The 18,269-nt window shown below is 71.1% G+C and carries 16 protein-coding genes; 10 read left to right on the top strand and 6 right to left on the bottom strand.

Features of this window, described 5'->3' with window-relative positions; translation table 11 throughout:
- Position 1: 1 nt before the first annotated feature.
- The 3 genes from F4562_RS12630 (at position 2) to F4562_RS12620 (ending at position 2,817) form a co-directional block, all read left to right on the top strand.
- A complete protein-coding gene (locus F4562_RS12630; RefSeq protein WP_184538428.1) occupies positions 2-1,471 on the top strand; it encodes a glutamate-cysteine ligase family protein in 1,470 nt (489 codons plus the stop codon).
- A 174-nt stretch (positions 1,472-1,645) separates the two neighbouring features.
- A complete protein-coding gene (locus F4562_RS12625) occupies positions 1,646-1,909 on the top strand; it encodes a WhiB family transcriptional regulator (protein WP_184538430.1) in 264 nt (87 codons plus the stop codon).
- Between the two features lie 62 nt (positions 1,910-1,971).
- A complete protein-coding gene (locus F4562_RS12620) occupies positions 1,972-2,817 on the top strand; it encodes a CPBP family intramembrane glutamic endopeptidase (protein ID WP_312872116.1) in 846 nt (281 codons plus the stop codon).
- 4 nt (positions 2,818-2,821) lie between these two features.
- Here F4562_RS12620 and F4562_RS12615 read toward each other — a convergent pair whose 3' ends face one another.
- Both F4562_RS12615 and F4562_RS12610 read right to left on the bottom strand, forming a co-directional pair.
- A complete protein-coding gene (locus F4562_RS12615) occupies positions 2,822-3,571 on the bottom strand; it encodes an ABC transporter permease (RefSeq protein WP_184538432.1) in 750 nt (249 codons plus the stop codon).
- 45 nt (positions 3,572-3,616) lie between these two features.
- Positions 3,617-4,336, bottom strand: a complete 720-nt coding sequence (locus F4562_RS12610; protein WP_184538434.1) for a PIG-L deacetylase family protein — start codon at positions 4,334-4,336, stop codon at positions 3,617-3,619.
- Positions 4,337-4,464: 128 nt separating this feature from the next.
- Between F4562_RS12610 and pcrA the strand changes: the two genes are divergently transcribed.
- The gene (gene pcrA / locus F4562_RS12605; protein WP_375782454.1) at positions 4,465-6,729 is read left to right on the top strand and encodes a DNA helicase PcrA; all 2,265 of its coding nucleotides are present in this window, start codon (positions 4,465-4,467) and stop codon (positions 6,727-6,729) included.
- A gap of 224 nt (positions 6,730-6,953) precedes the next feature.
- Here pcrA and F4562_RS12600 read toward each other — a convergent pair whose 3' ends face one another.
- From F4562_RS12600 to F4562_RS12590, 3 genes are all read right to left on the bottom strand, one after another.
- Positions 6,954-7,916: a hypothetical protein gene (locus tag F4562_RS12600; protein WP_184538435.1), complete on the bottom strand. Its 963-nt coding sequence runs from the start codon at positions 7,914-7,916 to the stop codon at positions 6,954-6,956.
- Between the two features lie 373 nt (positions 7,917-8,289).
- Positions 8,290-9,216, bottom strand: a complete 927-nt coding sequence (locus tag F4562_RS12595) for a hypothetical protein (protein WP_184538437.1) — start codon at positions 9,214-9,216, stop codon at positions 8,290-8,292.
- 309 nt (positions 9,217-9,525) lie between these two features.
- Positions 9,526-10,407 (bottom strand): hypothetical protein, encoded by an 882-nt coding sequence (locus F4562_RS12590; RefSeq protein ID WP_184538439.1) that lies wholly within the window; start codon positions 10,405-10,407, stop codon positions 9,526-9,528.
- 558 nt (positions 10,408-10,965) lie between these two features.
- Here F4562_RS12590 and sucC point away from each other — a divergent pair.
- From sucC to F4562_RS12575, 3 genes are all read left to right on the top strand, one after another.
- Positions 10,966-12,147, top strand: a complete 1,182-nt coding sequence (sucC, locus tag F4562_RS12585; RefSeq protein ID WP_184538441.1) for an ADP-forming succinate--CoA ligase subunit beta — start codon at positions 10,966-10,968, stop codon at positions 12,145-12,147.
- Positions 12,147-13,022: a succinate--CoA ligase subunit alpha gene (sucD, locus tag F4562_RS12580; RefSeq protein WP_184538443.1), complete on the top strand. Its 876-nt coding sequence runs from the start codon at positions 12,147-12,149 to the stop codon at positions 13,020-13,022. The genes sucC and sucD overlap by 1 nt, the downstream gene beginning before the upstream one ends.
- Before the next feature lie 409 nt (positions 13,023-13,431).
- Positions 13,432-15,090 (top strand): cell division protein PerM, encoded by a 1,659-nt coding sequence (locus tag F4562_RS12575; protein WP_184538445.1) that lies wholly within the window; start codon positions 13,432-13,434, stop codon positions 15,088-15,090.
- Positions 15,091-15,212: 122 nt separating this feature from the next.
- Here the strand turns inward: F4562_RS12575 and F4562_RS12570 are convergent, their stop codons facing one another.
- Complete coding sequence (locus tag F4562_RS12570; RefSeq protein ID WP_184538447.1) at positions 15,213-15,623, bottom strand: hypothetical protein; 411 nt, start codon at positions 15,621-15,623, stop codon at positions 15,213-15,215.
- A 79-nt stretch (positions 15,624-15,702) separates the two neighbouring features.
- On the opposite strand from F4562_RS12570, the gene purN reads away from it, so the two are divergent.
- The 3 genes from purN to F4562_RS12555 all read left to right on the top strand — a co-directional run bounded on the left by purN (position 15,703) and on the right by F4562_RS12555 (position 18,254).
- Positions 15,703-16,323, top strand: a complete 621-nt coding sequence (gene purN, locus F4562_RS12565) for a phosphoribosylglycinamide formyltransferase (protein WP_184538449.1) — start codon at positions 15,703-15,705, stop codon at positions 16,321-16,323.
- Between the two features lie 46 nt (positions 16,324-16,369).
- Positions 16,370-17,914, top strand: coding sequence for a bifunctional phosphoribosylaminoimidazolecarboxamide formyltransferase/IMP cyclohydrolase (gene purH, locus F4562_RS12560; RefSeq protein WP_184538451.1), 1,545 nt, complete (start codon positions 16,370-16,372; stop codon positions 17,912-17,914).
- Between the two features lie 163 nt (positions 17,915-18,077).
- Entirely contained in the window at positions 18,078-18,254 is a 177-nt protein-coding gene (locus F4562_RS12555) for a hypothetical protein (protein WP_184538453.1), read from the top strand.
- Positions 18,255-18,269 lie beyond the last annotated feature (15 nt).

The raw sequence follows: 18,269 nt of genomic DNA, 5'->3' as shown, positions 1-18,269 counted from the left end.
TATGGGACGTGACGTACCCGCCATGGTGTTCAGCCGGGACGACCGGCGGAGATACCGGGAGAAGGTCCGCCGGTGCCTCGACGTCTTCGCGATGATGCTGCGCGAGTCGAGGTTCGAGTTCGACCGGCCCAAGGCCGGACTGGAGATCGAGCTCAACCTCGTGGACGAGCGCGGCGAGCCCGCGATGAAGAACACCGAGGTTCTGGCGGCGATCGCGCAGCCCGACTGGGCCACCGAGCTCGGCCAGTTCAACGTGGAGATCAACGTCCTGCCGGAGGCCCTGGAGGAGGACGGCGCGGCGCGGCTGGAGAAGGTGATCCGCGACCGGCTCAACCACGCCGAGGAGCGGGCCCGCACGGTCGGCGGGCACATGGTGATGGTCGGCATCCTGCCGACGCTGCGCGAGAGCGACGTGCACGAGGGCACGCTGTCGGCCAACCCCCGCTACAAGCTCCTCAACGAGCAGATCTTCGCCGCCAGGGGCGAGGACCTGCACCTGTCGATCCGGGGACAGGAGATCCTCGACACGTACGCCGACAGCATCACCCCCGAGGCCGCCTGCACGAGCCTCCAGCTTCACCTGCAGGTCAGCCCGGCGGCGTTCCCCGCCCATTGGAACGCCGCCCAGGCCATCGCGGGCCCGCAGGTGGCGCTGGCGGCCAACTCGCCGTTCCTGTTCGGCCGCCGCCTCTGGCAGGAGACCAGGATCCCGCTGTTCGAGCAGGCCACCGACACCCGCCCGGCGGAGCTGAAGACCCAGGGCGTCCGGCCGAGGGTCTGGTTCGGTGAACGGTGGATCACCTCGGTCTTCGACCTGTTCGAGGAGAACGTCCGCTACTTCCCCGCGCTGCTGCCCCTGTGCGAGGAGACCGACCCGCGCGAGGAACTGGAGCGCGGGGTGACCCCCGAACTCAGCGAGCTGACCCTGCACAACGGCACCGTCTACCGGTGGAACCGGCCGGTCTACGCAGTCGTGGACGGCACCCCGCACCTGCGGGTGGAGAACCGGGTGCTGCCCGCCGGGCCCTCGGTGGCGGACGTCGCCGCCAACGCCGCGTTCTACTACGGCCTCATGCGCGTCCTCCCGCACGCCGGACGCCCGGTGTGGACGCGCATGTCGTTCGCCGCGGCCGAGGACAACCTGCACGCCGCCGCCCGGCACGGCCTGGAGGCCCGGCTCTACTGGCCAGGGATCGGCGAGGTGGCCGCCGCGGAGCTGATCCTGCGCCGCCTGCTCCCGCTCGCCCACCAGGGGCTCGACGAGTGGAGGGTGGCGCCGCAGGTCAGGGATCGGCTGCTGGGGATCGTCGAGCAGCGCTGCCTGACGGGCACGACCGGCGCGAGCTGGCAGATCGACACGGTGGAGGCCATGGGCGACCTCGACCGGCACGAGGCCCTGCGCCGGATGACCCTGCGCTACATCGACCACATGCACGCCAACCAGCCGGTGCACACCTGGCCGGCCCCCTGACCCGGCCGCGGTGCCCTCGTGGTGCCCGTACGGGACGTCGTCCTCCGGTATACACCGCGGTGAGCGGTACCGGATCCCTCGGAAGGCTGCCCCGAATCCCTCGGAAGGCTGATGTCCCCGGTGTAGCCGTCCGCCTAGTCTGAGGGCCGGTGATCCACCAAGGGGGGTGATGTCATGCGGAAAAAGGTCCGGGAGATCGGCTGGGCCACACGGGGTGCCTGCCGGACGAGCGACCCTGACCTGTTCTTCCCGCTGACGCCGTCGGTCGAGCACGAGGCGCGGGCGAAGGCGGTCTGCGCCGGGTGCGCGGTGCTCAAGGAGTGCCGCGCGTACGCGCTGCGCGCCGGTGAGCCCGAGGGCATCTGGGGCGGGCTCACCGTCGAGGAGCGCCGCGGCATGCGCTTCCCCGCCGGCTGGCGCCGGCCCGCCGCGAGCTGATCTCTTTTCACATAGCCTCGAACCTGCGGGTGGCGGTGTCGCGGGCGGTGAGGAGGACACTCGTGGGTTCGACGGCAGGCTCGGCGACAAGGTCGGCGATAAGGTCGGCGGCGGGGTCGACGACGGGTTCGGCGACGGGTTCCGGCGCAGGGGAGCACGGTGCGCTGGCCGGGGCGGTGGCCGTGCTGGTGGCGGCCAACGTGCTCAACAACCGCCTGGCTCCCCGCCTGGCCCCGCTGACCTCGGCCGCGGCCACCGGCGTGTTGCTCGCCCTGGCCCGCCGTTCCGGGCTCTCCTGGTCCGAGCTGGGCTTCCACCGCTGTTCGCGCGGTGTGCGGATCGGCGGCGCGCTCGCCGCCGCCGTCGCCGGGGTCTACGCGGCCGGCATCTCGGTTCCGGCCACCCGCCGGTTCTTCCGCGACGAACGGGCGCTGTCCCTGTCGCGGGCCCGCGTCCTTGAGGAGGCGCTGCTCCAGGTGCCGCTCGGTACGGTCCTGCTGGAGGAGGTCGGGTTCCGCGGGGTGTTCCACGCCCTCGTCGCCCGCTCGTACGGGACCGGCCCGGCCACCGCCGCCGGTTCGGTCCTGTTCGGCCTCTGGCACGTGCTCCCGGCGATCGACATGATGACCGCCAACCCCGCGCTGAGCCGTCTCGCCTCCGGAGACCCCGCCCCGGGGAGGCCCGGGTGGGGGGTGACGCGAGCCGTGACCGGCGCGGTGGTCTCCACCGGGCTGGCCGGGGTGGTCTTCACCGAGCTGCGCAGGAGGGGCGGCCTGGCCGCGCCGTCGATGTTCCATCTCGCGACCAACTCCCTGGGCTACCTGTTCGCCCGGCTCGCCCCGCCCGACCCGTCCGATCCGTCCGCCCCGTCCGAGACCGGCGGTCCGTCTGGGACCGGCGGTCCGTGACGGGTCAGCGGGCACCGGGACGGGTGCCGAAACGGCCCCGGGCGGCCAGTTCGATCGTGACGACCACGGCCACCGCCTCCGCGGCCAGCAGCGCGATCAGCACCACCAGTTGCACCACCCCGGCGTGGAGCGGGCCGGCCCCGCCCAGGAGCATCCCCACGAACGCCCCCGGGAGCGTGACCAGGCCCACGGTCCCCGTCTGGTCCAGCGCGGGCACCAGCGCCTGGGAGGCCGGCGGACGGCAGACCTCCAGCGCCGCGTCCCGGTCGGAGAAGCCGAGCGCGAGCGCCGCCTCGACCTCGCCGCGCCGCTGGGCGAGCTCGTCCAGCGCCCGCCGTCCCGCGAGCGCGGTGGCCGTCAGGCACCCGCCGAGCAGGATGCCCGTGACCGGGATCAGCGTGATGCCCCGCAGCGGGACGGTCCCGGTGCCGAACAGCAGCGCCAGCACCGGCACGGCCCCCGCGGCGACGGGCACCGCGGCCCACCGGCCGGCCGGGCCCGGGGTGATCCTGCGGCCCGCCGTCACGCTCGCCACCCCGTACATGACCAGTATGAACAGCGCGACCGCGAACGGCCGGTCGACCGCCCACACGATGATCAGTGACACCACCCCGAGCTGGACGGCGGCGCGCAGGGAGGCGGTGAGCACGGCGGGCGCGTGCCCGAGCCGGCCGGACCGGGCGACGGCGGCGGCCCCGAGGGCCAGCAACACGACGACGACGGCGGTGGCGGGTGACAGGTCGATGTCGCTCAACGGGACGGCGCCTCCCCGGCCGGCGCTCCGACTGCTCCCACGGGGTCAGGCGGTCGGAACCCGCTGGAACGCCTCGGCGTAGCGGCCCTCTCCGAGGCCCGCCTCGACGGCGAAGGCGGAGAAACGGATCCGGAGGAAGTCCTCGAAGCCGTCCTGGTGGCCGGTCTGGCTCACATGGGCACGCAGCGCGGCGAGCTTGCGGTCGAAGGTGTCGGTGACGTCGACGTGGTGGTCGGGGGTGGGGCCGCCGAACAGCCAGACCTCGCGGACCGTCCACGCCTCCAGCCCCTCGTCGAGGAGCAAGGGCGGGAAGGCGTACGGGTTGCGCGCGTCGGGGTAGACGGCGTCCAGCGCCGAGGCGCCGACCGCGCGGTGGTCGGGGTGACTGGGCGAGATGAACCGGTAGTTGCGCTCAGGGCTGTGGGTGATCACCAGGTCGGGCCTGACCTGGCGGATGACCCGGGTGATGTCACGCCGCAGGTCGAGGCCGGGCACCATGGTGCCGTCGCCGTATCCCAGGAAGCGGACGTCGGTCACGCCGACGATCTTGGCGGCGGCGGTCTGCTCGGCGCGGCGGAGCCCGGCCATGCCGCCGTTGTCCAGCTCGCGGTCGAAGCCGCCCGCGTCGCCGTCGGTGACGACGCAGTACGTCACCTCGGCGCCGCGGTCGGTGAACCGCGCGACCGAGCCCGCCGCGCCGAAGTCGACGTCGTCGGGATGGGCGGTCACCACGAGCACACGATGGATGTCGTTATCGGAGAGCATGGGGCACCCTTTCCGTATCATCGGATAATCGTCGGTTCCGCTCGATCACCACAACCGTCGCCAACTCTGTCCGCATTCCTTGACGGTGCTGGACCCGGTTGTCGGCGGGCCGCTCTAACCTAGGGGACGTGTCGATCCCAGCCTCTTCCGTGACCCACCCGTTGCTCGACGGGCTCAACCCCCAGCAGCGCGAGGCCGTCGTGCACCACGGCAGCCCGCTGCTCATCGTCGCGGGCGCCGGTTCCGGCAAGACCCGGGTGCTGACCCACCGCATCGCCTACCTGCTGGGTGAGCGAGGCGTGCAGCCGCAGGAGATCCTGGCGATCACCTTCACCAACAAGGCCGCCCGGGAGATGAAGGACCGGGTCGACCGGCTCGTCGGCCCGCGCTCGGCGGCGATGTGGGTGATGACCTTCCACAGCGCGTGCGTGCGGATCCTGCGCCGCGAGGCCAGGCGCCTGGGCTTCCCCACGAGCTTCTCCATCTACGACCAGGCCGACTCGCAGCGGCTGATGGCGATGGTCTGCCGCGAGATGAACCTCGACCCCAAGCGCTACCCGCCGCGGTCGTTCTCCGCCCAGGTCAGCAACTTCAAGAACGAGCTGATCGACTACGAGACGGCGGCGGCGCAGGCGTCCACCCACCTGGAGCGCAAGCTCGCCGAGGCCTACCGCGCGTACCAGCAGCGGCTCACCGAGGCCGGCGCGATGGACTTCGATGACCTCATCATGCTCACGGTGACGTTGTTCCAGCTCTTCCCCGAGGTGGCCGAGCACTACCGGCGCCGGTGGCGGCACGTCATGGTCGACGAGTACCAGGACACCAACCACGCGCAGTACATCCTGATCCGGGAGATCGTCGGCCGTCCCGAGCTCCGCACCGCCGACGGCGACCTGGTCCGGGGCGGCGGTGTCGCCCCGGCCGAGCTGTGCGTGGTGGGCGACGCCGACCAGTCGATCTACGCGTTCCGGGGTGCGACGATCCGCAACATCCTGGAGTTCGAACGCGACTACCCGGACGCCAGGACGATCCTGCTGGAGCAGAACTACCGCTCCACCCAGACGATCCTGTCCGCCGCCAACGCGGTCATCTCCCGCAACGAGAGCCGCAAGCCGAAGAACCTCTGGTCCGACCAGGGTGCCGGGCCGAAGATCATCGGCTATGTCGCCGACAACGAGCACGACGAGGCCATGTTCGTCGCCCAGGAGGTCGACCGGCTCGCCGACGACGAGGGCGTCCAGCCCGGCCAGGTGGCCGTGTTCTACCGGACGAACGCCGCCTCCCGCGTCTTCGAGGAGATCTTCATCCGCACCGGCCTGCCGTACAAGGTCGTGGGCGGGGTGCGCTTCTACGAGCGCAAGGAGGTCCGCGACCTGCTGGCCTACCTGCGCTTCCTGTCCAATCCCAACGACGTGGTGTCGCTGCGCCGCATCCTCAACGTGCCCAAGCGCGGCATCGGCGAGCGCGCCGAGGCGATGGTGGAGGCGTTCGCCTCCCGGGAACGGATCCCGTACTGGGAGGGGCTGCGCCGGGCCGACGAGGCACCGGGCATGGCCAGCCGGTCGATCAACGCCATCAGGGAGTTCGTCACGCTGATGGACGAGCTGATGGTGCGGGCCGACGACCTGTCGCCCTCCGAGCTGGCCCAGGAGGTGCTGGCCGTCACCGGTTACCGCGCCGAGCTGTCGGCCTCCGACGACCCGCAGGACGAAAGCCGCCTGGAGAACCTGGACGAGCTGATCTCGGTCGCCTCCGAGTTCGAGGAGGCCAACCCCGAGGGCACGCTGGTGGAGTTCCTGGAGCAGGTGTCGCTGGTCGCCGACGCCGACCAGATCCCGGCGGCCGACGGCGGGCAGGGCGTGGTCACCCTGATGACGCTGCACACGGCCAAGGGCCTGGAGTTCCCGGTGGTGTTCCTCACCGGGATGGAAGACGGCGTCTTCCCGCACACGCGTTCGCTCGGCGAGCCCAAGGAACTGGAGGAAGAGCGCCGCCTGGCCTACGTGGGCATCACCCGGGCCGAGAAGCGGCTGTACCTCTCGCGGGCGGCCGTCCGCAGCTCGTGGGGCTCGCCCGCGTTCAACCCGGCCTCCCGGTTCGTCGCCGAGATCCCAGGTGACCTGGTCGACTGGCGCAGCGACCCGCGGAAGACCGCGTGGGGCGCCGCCACCCGGCGTGACTCCGCTGCCGCGCCGGCCAGGAAGCCCGGCGGGGCCGGCGGCCGGAAGGTCCCCAACCTCGCCCCGGGCGACCGCGTCACCCACGACTCCTTCGGCCTCGGCACGGTCGTCTCCGTCGACGGCGTCGCGGAGAAGACCAAGGTCAAGATCGATTTCGGCAGTGGGGGGGAGAAGACCCTGCTGCTGGCCTACGCGCCGGTGGAGAAGCTCTGACGGTCCGAAGGCCCGCGGGGCCGTCGACGGAGCACGGCGGTCGCGGCGGGCGTGGCGCGGGGCCGGCGGCGGCTGGGGCGATCGGGGCGACTGGGGGGCTGCGACGGCCGGGGCGGCTGGGGCTGTGACGGCGAGGGCCGGGGCGACGGGGGGTGCGACGGTCGCGGCGGCTGGGGCGATGCCCGGGAACCGGCCGGTTCCCGGGCATCGCCCCAGCCGGATGGTCAGTTCTCGAAGAGCTCCCTGACCGGGTTCTGCGCCTGCGCCGCCTGGTCGGCGCCGATGTTCAGCTCGTCGAAGTCGGCCACCTGGTCGGCCGGCGGTGCCGTGAGGGCCGATCGCATGCCCCAGCCGGTGTAGCGGGTGTCGTTGACGTAGGTCAGCTCGGTGCTGTTCAGGCCCCGGGTCGACTCGGTGTACGACGACACGACCCGGCGGACCAGCCGGTCGGAGCCGAGGTAGATCTTCCAGGTGACCGGGAGCGTCGCGGAGGGGCCGGTGGGCTTGCGGCCCAGCATCGTGCGGATCGCGGGGGAGGCCCGGTAGAGCTCGGCCAGCGTGATCGTGCCCGAGTGGACCGTGGTCCGGGTGTCGTCCCAGGTTCCGCCGGGGCGTTTGGCGGCGGTGCGCGCCAGCGTCGCCTTCAGCGTCGCGGGCTCGACGATGCTGATGATCTGCTGGACGGGGCCGACCAGGGTGACGGACTCACCCCGGGTGCGCAGCCACTTCTTGCCCTCGGGCATGGCGTCGGCGTAGGCGCCGCCCGAGGTGTAGGTGACGCCCTTGAGCGAGATCGTCCTGGAGGGGGCGAACAGGCCCTTGAGCTCACCGTTCTCCGTGGGCATGGTGAACTTGGTGGTCAGGTCCGATGCCACCGGGCCAAAGGTGCCGAACTCCAGCACGCCGTCGCGTCGGGTCAGGATCGTCCGCTGCTTGCCGCCCCGGCCGATGATCTTCGTGTTCTCGGAGATCCGCACGCCGCGGTGGGGCCTGAAGTGGCGCTTCAGCGCCGACACCGGGTCGGTCGCCGCTCCGGCGGTGCCCCGGGCGTCCTGAGTGTTCTGAGTGTTCTGCGTGCCCCGGGCGTTCCCGGCGCTCCGCGCGCTCGCCGGGCCCGCGGCCACCAGCACGGGAACGACCAGGGCCGCCGCGGTGGCGCCGGTCAGGATGGCGATCGTTCGCCTCATCGAGGGGTCCTCCCGTAGGTGTCCTCGCGTCGTCTGGAGGAGGGAAGAAGATTCTTGCCTACATCCCGGCACACCGGATCAAGAATCCCCCGAAACCGGGAGCGACGCCGCCCGGGGCGGTCGCCGGCGCGGAGGGCCGCCCCGGGAGGCCCTCCGCGAAGAGGCTGGTTCCCCGTGAAAGGCGCAGACCTCCATCAAAGGGACAGATCTCCGTGAAGGGGTGGCCTCCGCGAAGAGGGCGGTACCCGTTGAAGGGGAGGGCGGTACCCGTTAGAGGGGGACGGACCGCCGTGAAAGCGACGGCTCACCGTGAAGGGGGCGGCGCGGAGGGCCGCCCCCCGGGAGACCGCGGGGCGAAACCCCCGCGGGAGGGTCATTTCACGGTGACCAGGGGGATGGGGTTGTCGGAGAGGAAGCGGTCCTCCAGCTCCTTCATCGTGGCGATCTGGTCGTCGGCCGGGGCGGTGATGGAGACCTCGGAACCCCAGCCGGTGTAGCGGGTGTCGACGGTCAAGCCCACCGTCTTGCCCGAGGAGTCGGTCTCCGTGGTCGTCAGCCTCGCGGGGAGCCGGTCGGTGCCCAGGAACAGCTTCCAGTTCAGCGTGTCCTTGGCCATGTCGCCGTAGAGCTTCCTGCCCATGGCGGCCCGGAACCACGGCGAGACCTTGTGGAGCTCGCCGAAGGTGATCTTTCCGGCGTAGGAGGTGGGACGCTTGACCGTGGCGTTCGCGAGGAGGGCCTTGAGGGTCGCGGGCTCGGCGGGGTTGATGTGCTGGCCGATCGACCCGGTCACGCCGAGCGTGTCCTCGGGGATGTGGAGCCAGGGCTTGCCGACCGGCAGGAACGGGCCGAAGACGCCGCCGGAGAGGTAGGCCGCCTTCTTGACGCGGACGACCCGCTCGGGGTCGGCCAGGCCCTTGAGGAGCTTGTCGAGCTGCTCCTCGGCCTGTACGGCCTCCGGGCTCCTGTCGTCCTCGGCGTCGCCGAAACCGCTCTCGGGGCTGCTCAGGTCGAACTCCAGGTCGCTCTCCTTGACGCGCGGCCGGGAGGTGTGGTCCGACGCGCTGATCCCGGCCGCGTCGAACTGCAACTCTCCCTCACGCTTGCTGATGACCTCGGTCCTACCGGCCTTGCGCGTCTTGACGGTGTCGACGAACTGCACGCCGTGGCCGGCGGTGAGCTGCTTCTTCAGTGCGGTGAGCGGGTCGGGCGCCTGCGCGGAGGCGTGCGCGGCGACCGGGAGGGAGGCCGTCAGCGCCACCGCGGTGGCGCTGGTCAGAACGGCGATCATTCGCTTCATCGGGGTTCCTTGCCTGTCGTCATATGTGCATGTCGCGGTGCACGGCGGAGGTCTGCCGCCCGTACGGCGACGTGTCGGGGGAAGCGTCGTGACGGACCGTGCCCGGCGGGCGGACTCGCCGGGCACGGGGTGGTACGGATGGCACGGGTGGTACGGGTGGTACGGGTGCTGCGGTCCGCGGTGCCCGCGGAGGGGTGCGTCGGACGCTCTCCGGCACCCGCGGGCGGTGTGGGTCAGGCGGTCTCGTTGCCCATGGACCGCTCCCGGGGACCGGGCGTGAAGATCACCTGGATGATCTATATCAGGCGGTCACTTGGCGCCGAGGAGCGGGATGGGGTTCTCGGTGTCGACGCCGTCACCCAGTTCGCCCGGCTTGGCGATCTGGTCGGCCGGGGGAGCCGTGATCGTGACCTTGGAGCCCCAGCCGCTGTAGCGGGTGTCGACGGTCAGGGTCTCACTGCCCGGCATGCCGAGGCCGGCCGCCGGGTAGCTGGTCACCAGCCGCGTGGAGAGCTGGTCCGCGCCGACGGACAGCTTCCAGTTCACCGAGGTCTTGGCGGCCTTGCCGGACGGCTTCTGCATGAGCGAGGCCCGGAACCACGGCGAGACCCTGTACAGCTCACCGAAGGTGATCTTCCCGGCATAGGAGGTGGGACGCTTGACCGTCGCGCGCGCCAGCAGTGCCCTGAGCGTCGCCGGCTCGGCGACGTTGACCAGCTGGCCTACCTGGCCGTTGACGCCGAGCGTCACGCCGGGGTACTGCAACCAGGTCTTGCCCTCCGGCATGAACTCGCCGAACAGGCCCCCGGAGATGTAGGACGTGTTCCGGACGCGGATGACCCGTTCCGGCTTGGCCAGCCCGGCGATCATTTTGTCGGCCTCCTCGTCCCCCGTCCCGAGAGGCGCGAGGTCGCTCGCCTTGATGCGCAGTTTGGTGGTCTGGTCGGACGCGCTGATTCCGGAGGCGCCGAACTGGAAGGTGCCGGTGCGCTTGGCGAGGACCATGCCGCCCTGGGTGCCCTGCATTTTCGTGGTGTCGACGAACCGCACGCCGTGGCCGGCGGTGAGCTGCTTGTTCAGCGCCGTGATCGGATCGGCGGCCTGTGCGGAGGCGTGCGCGGCCGGTGCGAATGCCGTGGCGCTCAGCACGGCCGTCGCGGCGCATGCCAGACCGGCGATGTGTCGCTTCAAAGGAAAATCCTCCTGACGGTTCCCTCCGCGCTGTATGGGAGGGACCGTCGCATTATTGCGGATCAAGATCCGATCGGAATCCGATATTTCATTTTTTGTGGTGAATTAGTTGTGCATAATCCGTGCAGACGTCTTCCATGTCCGGATCAGGACGTTCGTCCGGCATGAACGAGCCGACAGTGTTCCCGTGCCATCACGGATTGTCATATCTCGGGGATGGGGGCGGGAAAGGAGCTGATCCGTTGTTTGTGGGGGAGAAATGACGGAAACGTCACATGTGAACGAGGTGGAAGAAAATACCTTGATGTCTATCTTGTCTCTCTTGTCCTTGATGTCCATGTGAGGGAGGTGATGTCAGTGAAAGGGAGTGTCGCCTCCCCGACGGGTTCCCATCGGCCGCGAACAACATTCGGGGAGGCGATCCGGGACCCGGTTACCTGGTCATGCCGCCAGGCGGGCTAGGCTTCATTGGCGCGAAAACCGCCGGGCTCCCCCTTGGATCGTGGAGCCGGCTCGCTGACATCTATCCACCAGCCGGACAAGCAAGGACGGACCCTCGTGGACCTGTTCGAACATCAGGCGAAGGAGCTCTTCGCGGAGTACGGCATCCCGGTGCCGCGCGGAATCGTCGCGCACACCGTGGAGGAGGCGCGGGCGGCAGCCGAGCAGCTGACCGGCCGCGTCGTCGTCAAGGCCCAGGTCAAGACCGGTGGTCGCGGCAAGGCCGGCGGCGTGAAGGTCGCCGACGACGCGGCCGACGCCGAGCAGAAGGCCACCCAGATCCTCGGTATGGACATCAAGGGCCACACGGTCCACAAGGTTCTGATCGAGGAGGCCAGCGCGATCGCGGAGGAGTACTACTTCTCCTTCCTGCTCGACCGCGCCAACCGTACGTTCCTCGCCATCTGCTCCGCCGCGGGCGGCATGGACATCGAAGAGGTCGCGCACAGCGCCCCGGAGAAGGTCGCGAAGATCCCGGTCTCCCCGCTGGACGGCGTCGACCGTGCCCGGGCCTACGAGATCGCCAAGGCCGGCGGCCTGCCGGAGACCGCGCTCGAGGGTGCCGCGGAGCTCATCGAGAAGCTCTGGGCCGTCTTCGTCGACGAGGACGCCTCCCTGGTCGAGGTCAACCCGATGATCCTGTCCGCCGACGGCCAGGTGAAGGCCCTCGACGGCAAGGTCACCCTCGACGACAACGCCTCCTTCCGCCAGACCGAGCACGAGACCTACGCGGACAAGGCCAGCGAGGACCCCCTGGAGGCCGCGGCCAAGGCCAAGGACCTCAACTACGTCAAGCTCGACGGTTCCGTGGGCATCATCGGCAACGGCGCGGGCCTGGTCATGTCGACCCTCGACGTCGTCGCCTACGCCGGTGAGGCGTTCCCCGGCCGGCCCAAGCCCGCCAACTTCCTCGACATCGGCGGCGGCGCCTCGGCCGAGGTCATGGCGGCCGGTCTGGAGATCATCATCTCCGACCCGTCGGTGAGGTCGATCTTCGTGAACGTCTTCGGCGGCATCACCGCCTGTGACGCGGTCGCCAACGGCATCGTCTCCGCCTTCCAGCTGTTGGAGGCGCGCGGTGAGGCCGTGACCCGCCCGCTCGTCGTCCGGCTGGACGGCAACAACGCCGAACTCGGGCGGCAGATTCTCGCCGACGCCAAGCTTTCCGGCGTCGAACTGGTGGACACGATGGACGATGCGGCCAAGCGCGCCGCCGAACTCGCCGCGGTAGGTGCGTAATGGCTATCTGGCTGACCGAGAACAGCAAGATCATCGTTCAGGGCATGACCGGCGGTGAGGGCACCAAGCACACCCGCCGCATGCTCGCCTCCGGCGCCAAGGTCGTCGGCGGCGTCAACGCCCGCAAGGCCGGTACGGTCCACGAGGGCCTGCCCGTCTTCGGCACCGTCGCCGAGGCCATCGAGAAGACCGGCGCCGACGTCTCGGTCGTCTTCGTGCCCCCGGCGTTCACCAAGGACGCCGTCAAGGAGGCCATCGACGCCGAGATCCCGCTCTGCGTGGTCATCACCGAGGGTGTGCCGATCCACGACACCACCGAGTTCTGGGCCTACGCGGTGGCCAAGGGCAACAAGACCCGCATCATCGGCCCGAACTGCCCCGGCATCGCCTCGCCCGGCGCGTCCAACGCGGGCATCATCCCGGCCGACATCACCACCGCCGGCCGCATCGGCCTGGTCTCCAAGTCCGGCACGCTGACCTACCAGCTCATGTACGAGCTGCGTGACTTCGGTTTCTCCACCGCGGTCGGCATCGGCGGCGACCCGGTCATCGGCACCACCCACATCGATGCGCTCCAGGCGTTCCAGGACGACCCCGGTACGGACGCGATCGTGATGATCGGTGAGATCGGCGGCGACGCCGAGGAGCGCGCCGCGGCCTACATCGAGCAGCACGTGACCAAGCCGGTCGTGGCCTACGTGGCGGGCTTCACCGCCCCCGAGGGCAAGACCATGGGCCACGCGGGCGCCATCGTGTCCGGCTCGGCGGGCACCGCCCAGGCCAAGAAGGAAGCCCTGGAGAAGGTCGGCGTCCGCGTCGGCAAGACCCCCAGCGAGACCGCCCGCCTGATGCGCGAGATCATGCAGGCCCGCTGACCCGCGACCGCGGTCCCGGCGTGAGCCGGGGCCGGCGACGCGTTCACGACGCATCCGCGACGCGAGGGGCGTCCGGCACCCGCCGGGCGCCCCTCGCGCGTCTCCGCCCTCCATCACCGAGCATCCCTCCCGCCTCGCGGACCGCCTCGCGGACCCGCCCTCTCGCCGGCCCCCTCCCACGCACCCGCCGGTCGTCCCGCAGCTCGCCGCACCCGCCGGTCGTCCCGCAGCTCGCCGTCCTCGCTGGCCGTCCCGTGCCTCGCCGTCCTCGCCGGTCGCCCGGTGCCCGTAACGGCGCATCTCCGCGTACGGCGCTCGCACTAGCACATGTGGCGCCCGGGGTGCGGTCCGCGACACGCGGGGCGAAGGAGTCCCTTCCGCACCGAAGATCCTGAGACCATCGACTGTTGTGACGGCCCTTTTCGATCAGCTCCGGACGGCCCCCCGCAACGTCCTCAGCCGCATCCCCCTGCCCGGCCTCACGGGTGACGACGACGACGTCCGCCGGCCGCTTCCCGTCTCCGGGATGCTCGCCGCCGCCTGGACGCTCGGCGTGGGGCTCGCGGTGCTCACCACGCTCACGCTGGTCGGCTGGATGGCCGCTCCCCGCGGCGCGCTCGGCGCCGGGCCGCCGGCGGTCTTCCGCACCGCGGCGCAGCTCTGGCTGGCCGCCCACCACGCGGGGTTCGCGATCCCGGGCGGTTCGGTGGGGCTGCTCCCGCTCGGCCTGACGGTTCTGCCCGCCTTCCTGCTGTACCGCGCCGCGATCTGGATGGCCCGCGACGCCGACCTGCGGCTCCGGCTCCCCGCCCGGCTGCCCAAGAACACCCCGAAAGAGGTGGCCAACGCCCGGCGCCGGGCACAGCTGGTGCTGATCGCGCAGGCGGGCATCTCGCTGGCGGCACCGTACGCGCTGCTGGCCGGCGGGATCGCGCTGGTCGCCCAGAACGAGATCACCCAGCCCTTCCTCGGCGACGTGCTGGTCAGCCACCTGGTGTTGGCCTTCATCGCGGGCTCCCTGGCCGTCGCCAGGACGATCGGGCCGTGGCGGTCGATGATGCGCCTGCTGCCCGAACGGTTCCGCTCGGTCGTGGTGGGCACGTCGGCGGCGCTGGCGATCATGCTGGTGGCGGGTGCGCTGATCGTGCTCGGGGCGATCGCGGTCAACTTCGGCCAGGTCAGGGAGCTGTCCGGGGTTCTGTCGCCCGGGTTCGTCGGTGGCCTGCTCCTGCTGCTCGTCCAGGGCCTCTACCTGCTGAACGCGGTGATCTGGGGGGTGGCCTTCATCGCGGGCCCCGGCTTCGCCGTCGGCACCGGGACTCTGGTCGCGCCGACGGGGGTCCAGCTGAGCACCGTGCCGAGCCTGCCGATCCTGGGTGCGCTCCCGGAGGCGGGCCCCACCCCGGTCTGGGTGATGGCGGTGATCGCGGTGCCGTTCGTGGCCGGGGCGGTGGCGGGAGTGCTGGTCGTCCGGGTCGCGCCGTCGCCCTCGTACGAGGGTGCCCCGCTGTGGGGGTTCGTCTGCGGTGCGATGACCGGGGTGACCGCCGGCCTGCTGGCGGCGCTGTCCGGTGGCTCGCTCGGCGGTGCCCGGCTGACCGCGGTGGGCCCCTCGGGCTGGGAGGTGATGCTCTCGGTGACGCTGGAGGTGGGGGTGGCCGCGGGTATCTCCGCGGGGCTGGCCAACTGGTGGCTGATCTTCCGGGGGCAGAACACGGCCGTCACCAAGGCGGCGGCCAAGGTCGGCACGGCCACCGCCCCGGTCCGCAAGGCGGGCGTCAAGCTCGCCAGGGCCGCCGGGTCGATGGCCAGCCGGGTCGGGTTCGCCGAGCCGGAGGAGCTGAGCAAGCTGCCCGGCCACTGGCTGGACGCCACCGAGTGCGAGACCCAGCCGATCCCGGTGATCCGGGACGACTGGGAGGACGAGCACGCCTCGGCGGTCGCGGAGAACCCGCCGAAGCCCCGCCCCGAGCCGCCCCGCCCGCCCCGCCGCGACATCGTCGACGAGACCGACGACAAGGGCGGTCACGTCATCTACCTCGACCCCTACGCCTGGGACCGCGACTGACGGGTGCACGCCTGAGGACCGCGACTGACGGGTGCGGCTCCGGCCGCCCGCGGCGAGACGACGGGACCGGCCGGGCCGGCGGGGAGCCGCGCCGGTTACGGGGGAGACGGGGGTACGGGGGATTACGGGGGGAAGGGGAACTGCAACTGGCCCGGCTGGACGAAGGGCATCTTCTTCTCCATCGCCCGTTCGAGCTGCTCCACGCAGTCGTTCTGCGAGGCGACCGTGCCCGCACCCCTGCTGCACTCGGTGTAGGCCGTCAGCTCCTCACCGAAGTAGAACTGCATGGCCGTCACCCCCGCCGACACCAGCAGCGCCGCCGCCGACAGCACGACGCCCGCCACGGCGGTGCCGATGGGCTTGGGGACGGAACGCAGCGCCGGGATCGCGCGGATCGACGAGACGAGGGCGAAAACCGACAGCACGAGTCCGGCGAGCGGGAACATGAGTGTCATCACCGCCGCCGCGAACGCGAGCCAGAGCGCCCTCCGGCCCGCACCGTCCGCCGGCCGCACCTGGACGGGTAGTGTCACCTGACCTCCTTGCATCGTTCGTACGGACAGGCCGATACCCTTGCAGCGGCGTGAGTCCCCTTCCGAATGGAGTGCGTCGGTGTCATCCCAGGCCGTTCGGCTTGTGGTCCTCGTGTCCGGTTCTGGAACCAACCTACAGGCCCTGTTGGACGCCGTGGCCGACGAAACCTACGGTGCCCGGGTCGTCGCCGTGGGCGCCGACCGCGAGGGGATCGAAGGGCTGGCGCGGGCGGAGCGGGCCGGTGTGCCGACCTTCGTGGAAAGGCTCGCCGACCATCCCACCCGCGAGGCGTGGGACCGGGCGCTGGCCGCCCGCATCGCCGGGCACCGGCCGGACCTGGTGGTCTGCGCGGGCTTCATGAAGATCCTCGGCGCTCCGACGCTGGGGGCGTTCCCGGTGGTCAACACCCACCCCGCGCTGCTGCCCTCCTTCCCCGGCGCGCACGGCGTCCGCGACGCCCTCGCGTACGGGGTGCGCGTCACCGGCTGCACCGTGATGCTCGCCGACGCCGGGGTCGACACCGGGCCGATCATCGCCCAGGAGAGCGTGCCCGTGCTGGACGGCGATGACGAGGAGAGCCTGCACGAGCGCATCAAGACCGTCGAGCGCACCCTGCTCGTCGACACCGTCGGCCGGATGGCCCGCGAGGGCTGGACCGTCACCGGCAGGATTGTTCGTTTCGGACGACCCGGTGGATGAGCCGGGCGCCCCGGAGAAAACCGGAACCACCCAGGAGGAGCACGAAGTGACCCGCATCGCCATCCGGCGCGCTTTGATCGCGGTGTACGACAAGAGCGGGCTGGAGGAGCTGGCCCGTGGGCTCGACGCCGCGGGCGTGGAGATCGTCTCCACCGGGGGCACCGCCACGAGGATCGCCTCCTTCGGTGTTCCCGTCACTCCCGTCGAGTCGCTGACCGGCTTCCCCGAGTGCCTCGACGGCCGGGTCAAGACCCTGCACCCGCGCGTGCACGCGGGGCTGCTCGCCGACACCGGCAACCCGGGTCACGTCAAGCAGCTCGAAGAGCTGGAGATCGAGCCGTTCGAGCTGGTGGTGGTCAACCTCTACCCGTTCCAGGAGACCGTCGCCTCCGGCGCGTCCGACGCCGAGTGCGTGGAGCAGATCGACATCGGCGGGCCGGCGATGATCCGCGCCGCGGCCAAGAACCACGGCACCGCCGCGATCGTGGTCGACCCGGCCTCCTACGGCGACGTGCTCGCCGCGGTGGCCGAGGGGGGCTTCACCCTCACCGAGCGCCGCCGGCTGGCCGCCGCCGCGTACGCCCACACCGCCGCCTACGACACCGCGGTGGCCTCCTGGTTCGCGGAGGTCTACGCCGCGGAGGAGGGCTCCTGGCCGCGCTACATGGGCGCCGCCTGGGAGCTCCGCTCGCCGCTGCGCTACGGCGAGAACCCGCACCAGCGTGCGGCCCTGTACTCCGGGCAGAAGGACGGCCTGGCCAATGCCGAGCAGCTGCACGGCAAGGAGATGTCCTACAACAACTACCTGGACGCCGACGCCGCCTGGCGGGCCGCGTGGGACTTCGCCGAGCCCGCCGTGGCGATCATCAAGCACCAGAACCCGTGCGGCGTCGCGGTCGGCGCCGACGTCGCCGAGGCGCACCGCAAGGCCCACGCCTGCGACCCGGTCTCCGCGTACGGCGGTGTGATCGCGGTCAACGGCGCGGTGACCGGGGAGCTGGCCCGGCAGATCGCCGAGGTGTTCACCGAGGTCGTGGTGGCCCCCTCCTTCACCGAGGAGGCGCTGGCGGTGCTCACCGCGAAGAAGAACATCCGGCTGCTCGCCTGCCCGCAGGGCCCGGCGAACCCGGCCGAGTTCCGCCGGATCGACGGCGGCCTGCTGGTGCAGACCGCCGACCGGGTGGACGCCCCCGGCGACGACCCGTCCACCTGGGAGCTGAAGGCCGGTCCCGCGGCCTCGGCGGAGGTCCTCGCCGACCTGGCCTTCGCCTGGAAGGCGTGCCGCTCGGTGAAGTCCAACGCGATCCTGCTCGCCGCGGACGGCGCGAGCGTGGGCGTCGGCATGGGCCAGGTCAACCGGGTCGACTCGGCGCGGCTGGCGGTCTCCCGCGCGGGCGACCGCGCCCGGGGGTCGGTGGCGGCCTCCGACGCGTTCTTCCCCTTCGCCGACGGCCCGAAGATCCTCATCGACGCCGGGGTGAAGGCGATCGTGGAGCCGGGCGGCTCCATCCGGGACGAGGAGGTCGTCGCCGCCGCGGAGGCCGCCGGGATCACCCTCTACTTCACCGGGACCCGTCACTTCTTCCACTGATCCGCCGCCGGTCCCTCCCCTCGTGCGGCTGCCGGATACGGATGGGGCAGCCGCACACGGGAGACAGGAAAGTGGCGAAACAGACAGGACTAACTGGGCGAAAAAGGTTTGACCTGCGGTTAGCCTGAAGCATTCCTTCCCTTCCGCGCCGTGGAGATTCCTCATGCCCCTGCTCGACCACGCCCTGTACGCCCTCGTGATCATGCATGGTTTCTGGGCCGGCCCCTGGATGCTGATCATCATCGCGCTCGGTGCGGCCTATCTGGGAGGACGGGCCGTGGAGTGGATCCCCTTCACCCGCCGCATCATCGAGCGGCGGGAGGCGGAGGAGCGCGGGTGATCTCATGAGAGGGTT

The organism is Streptosporangium becharense (assembly GCF_014204985.1).
GTDB lineage: Bacteria > Actinomycetota > Actinomycetes > Streptosporangiales > Streptosporangiaceae > Streptosporangium > Streptosporangium becharense.
The sequence above is the reverse complement of the archived record's forward strand: the minus strand, read 5'-3'. Positions and strand labels throughout refer to the sequence as shown.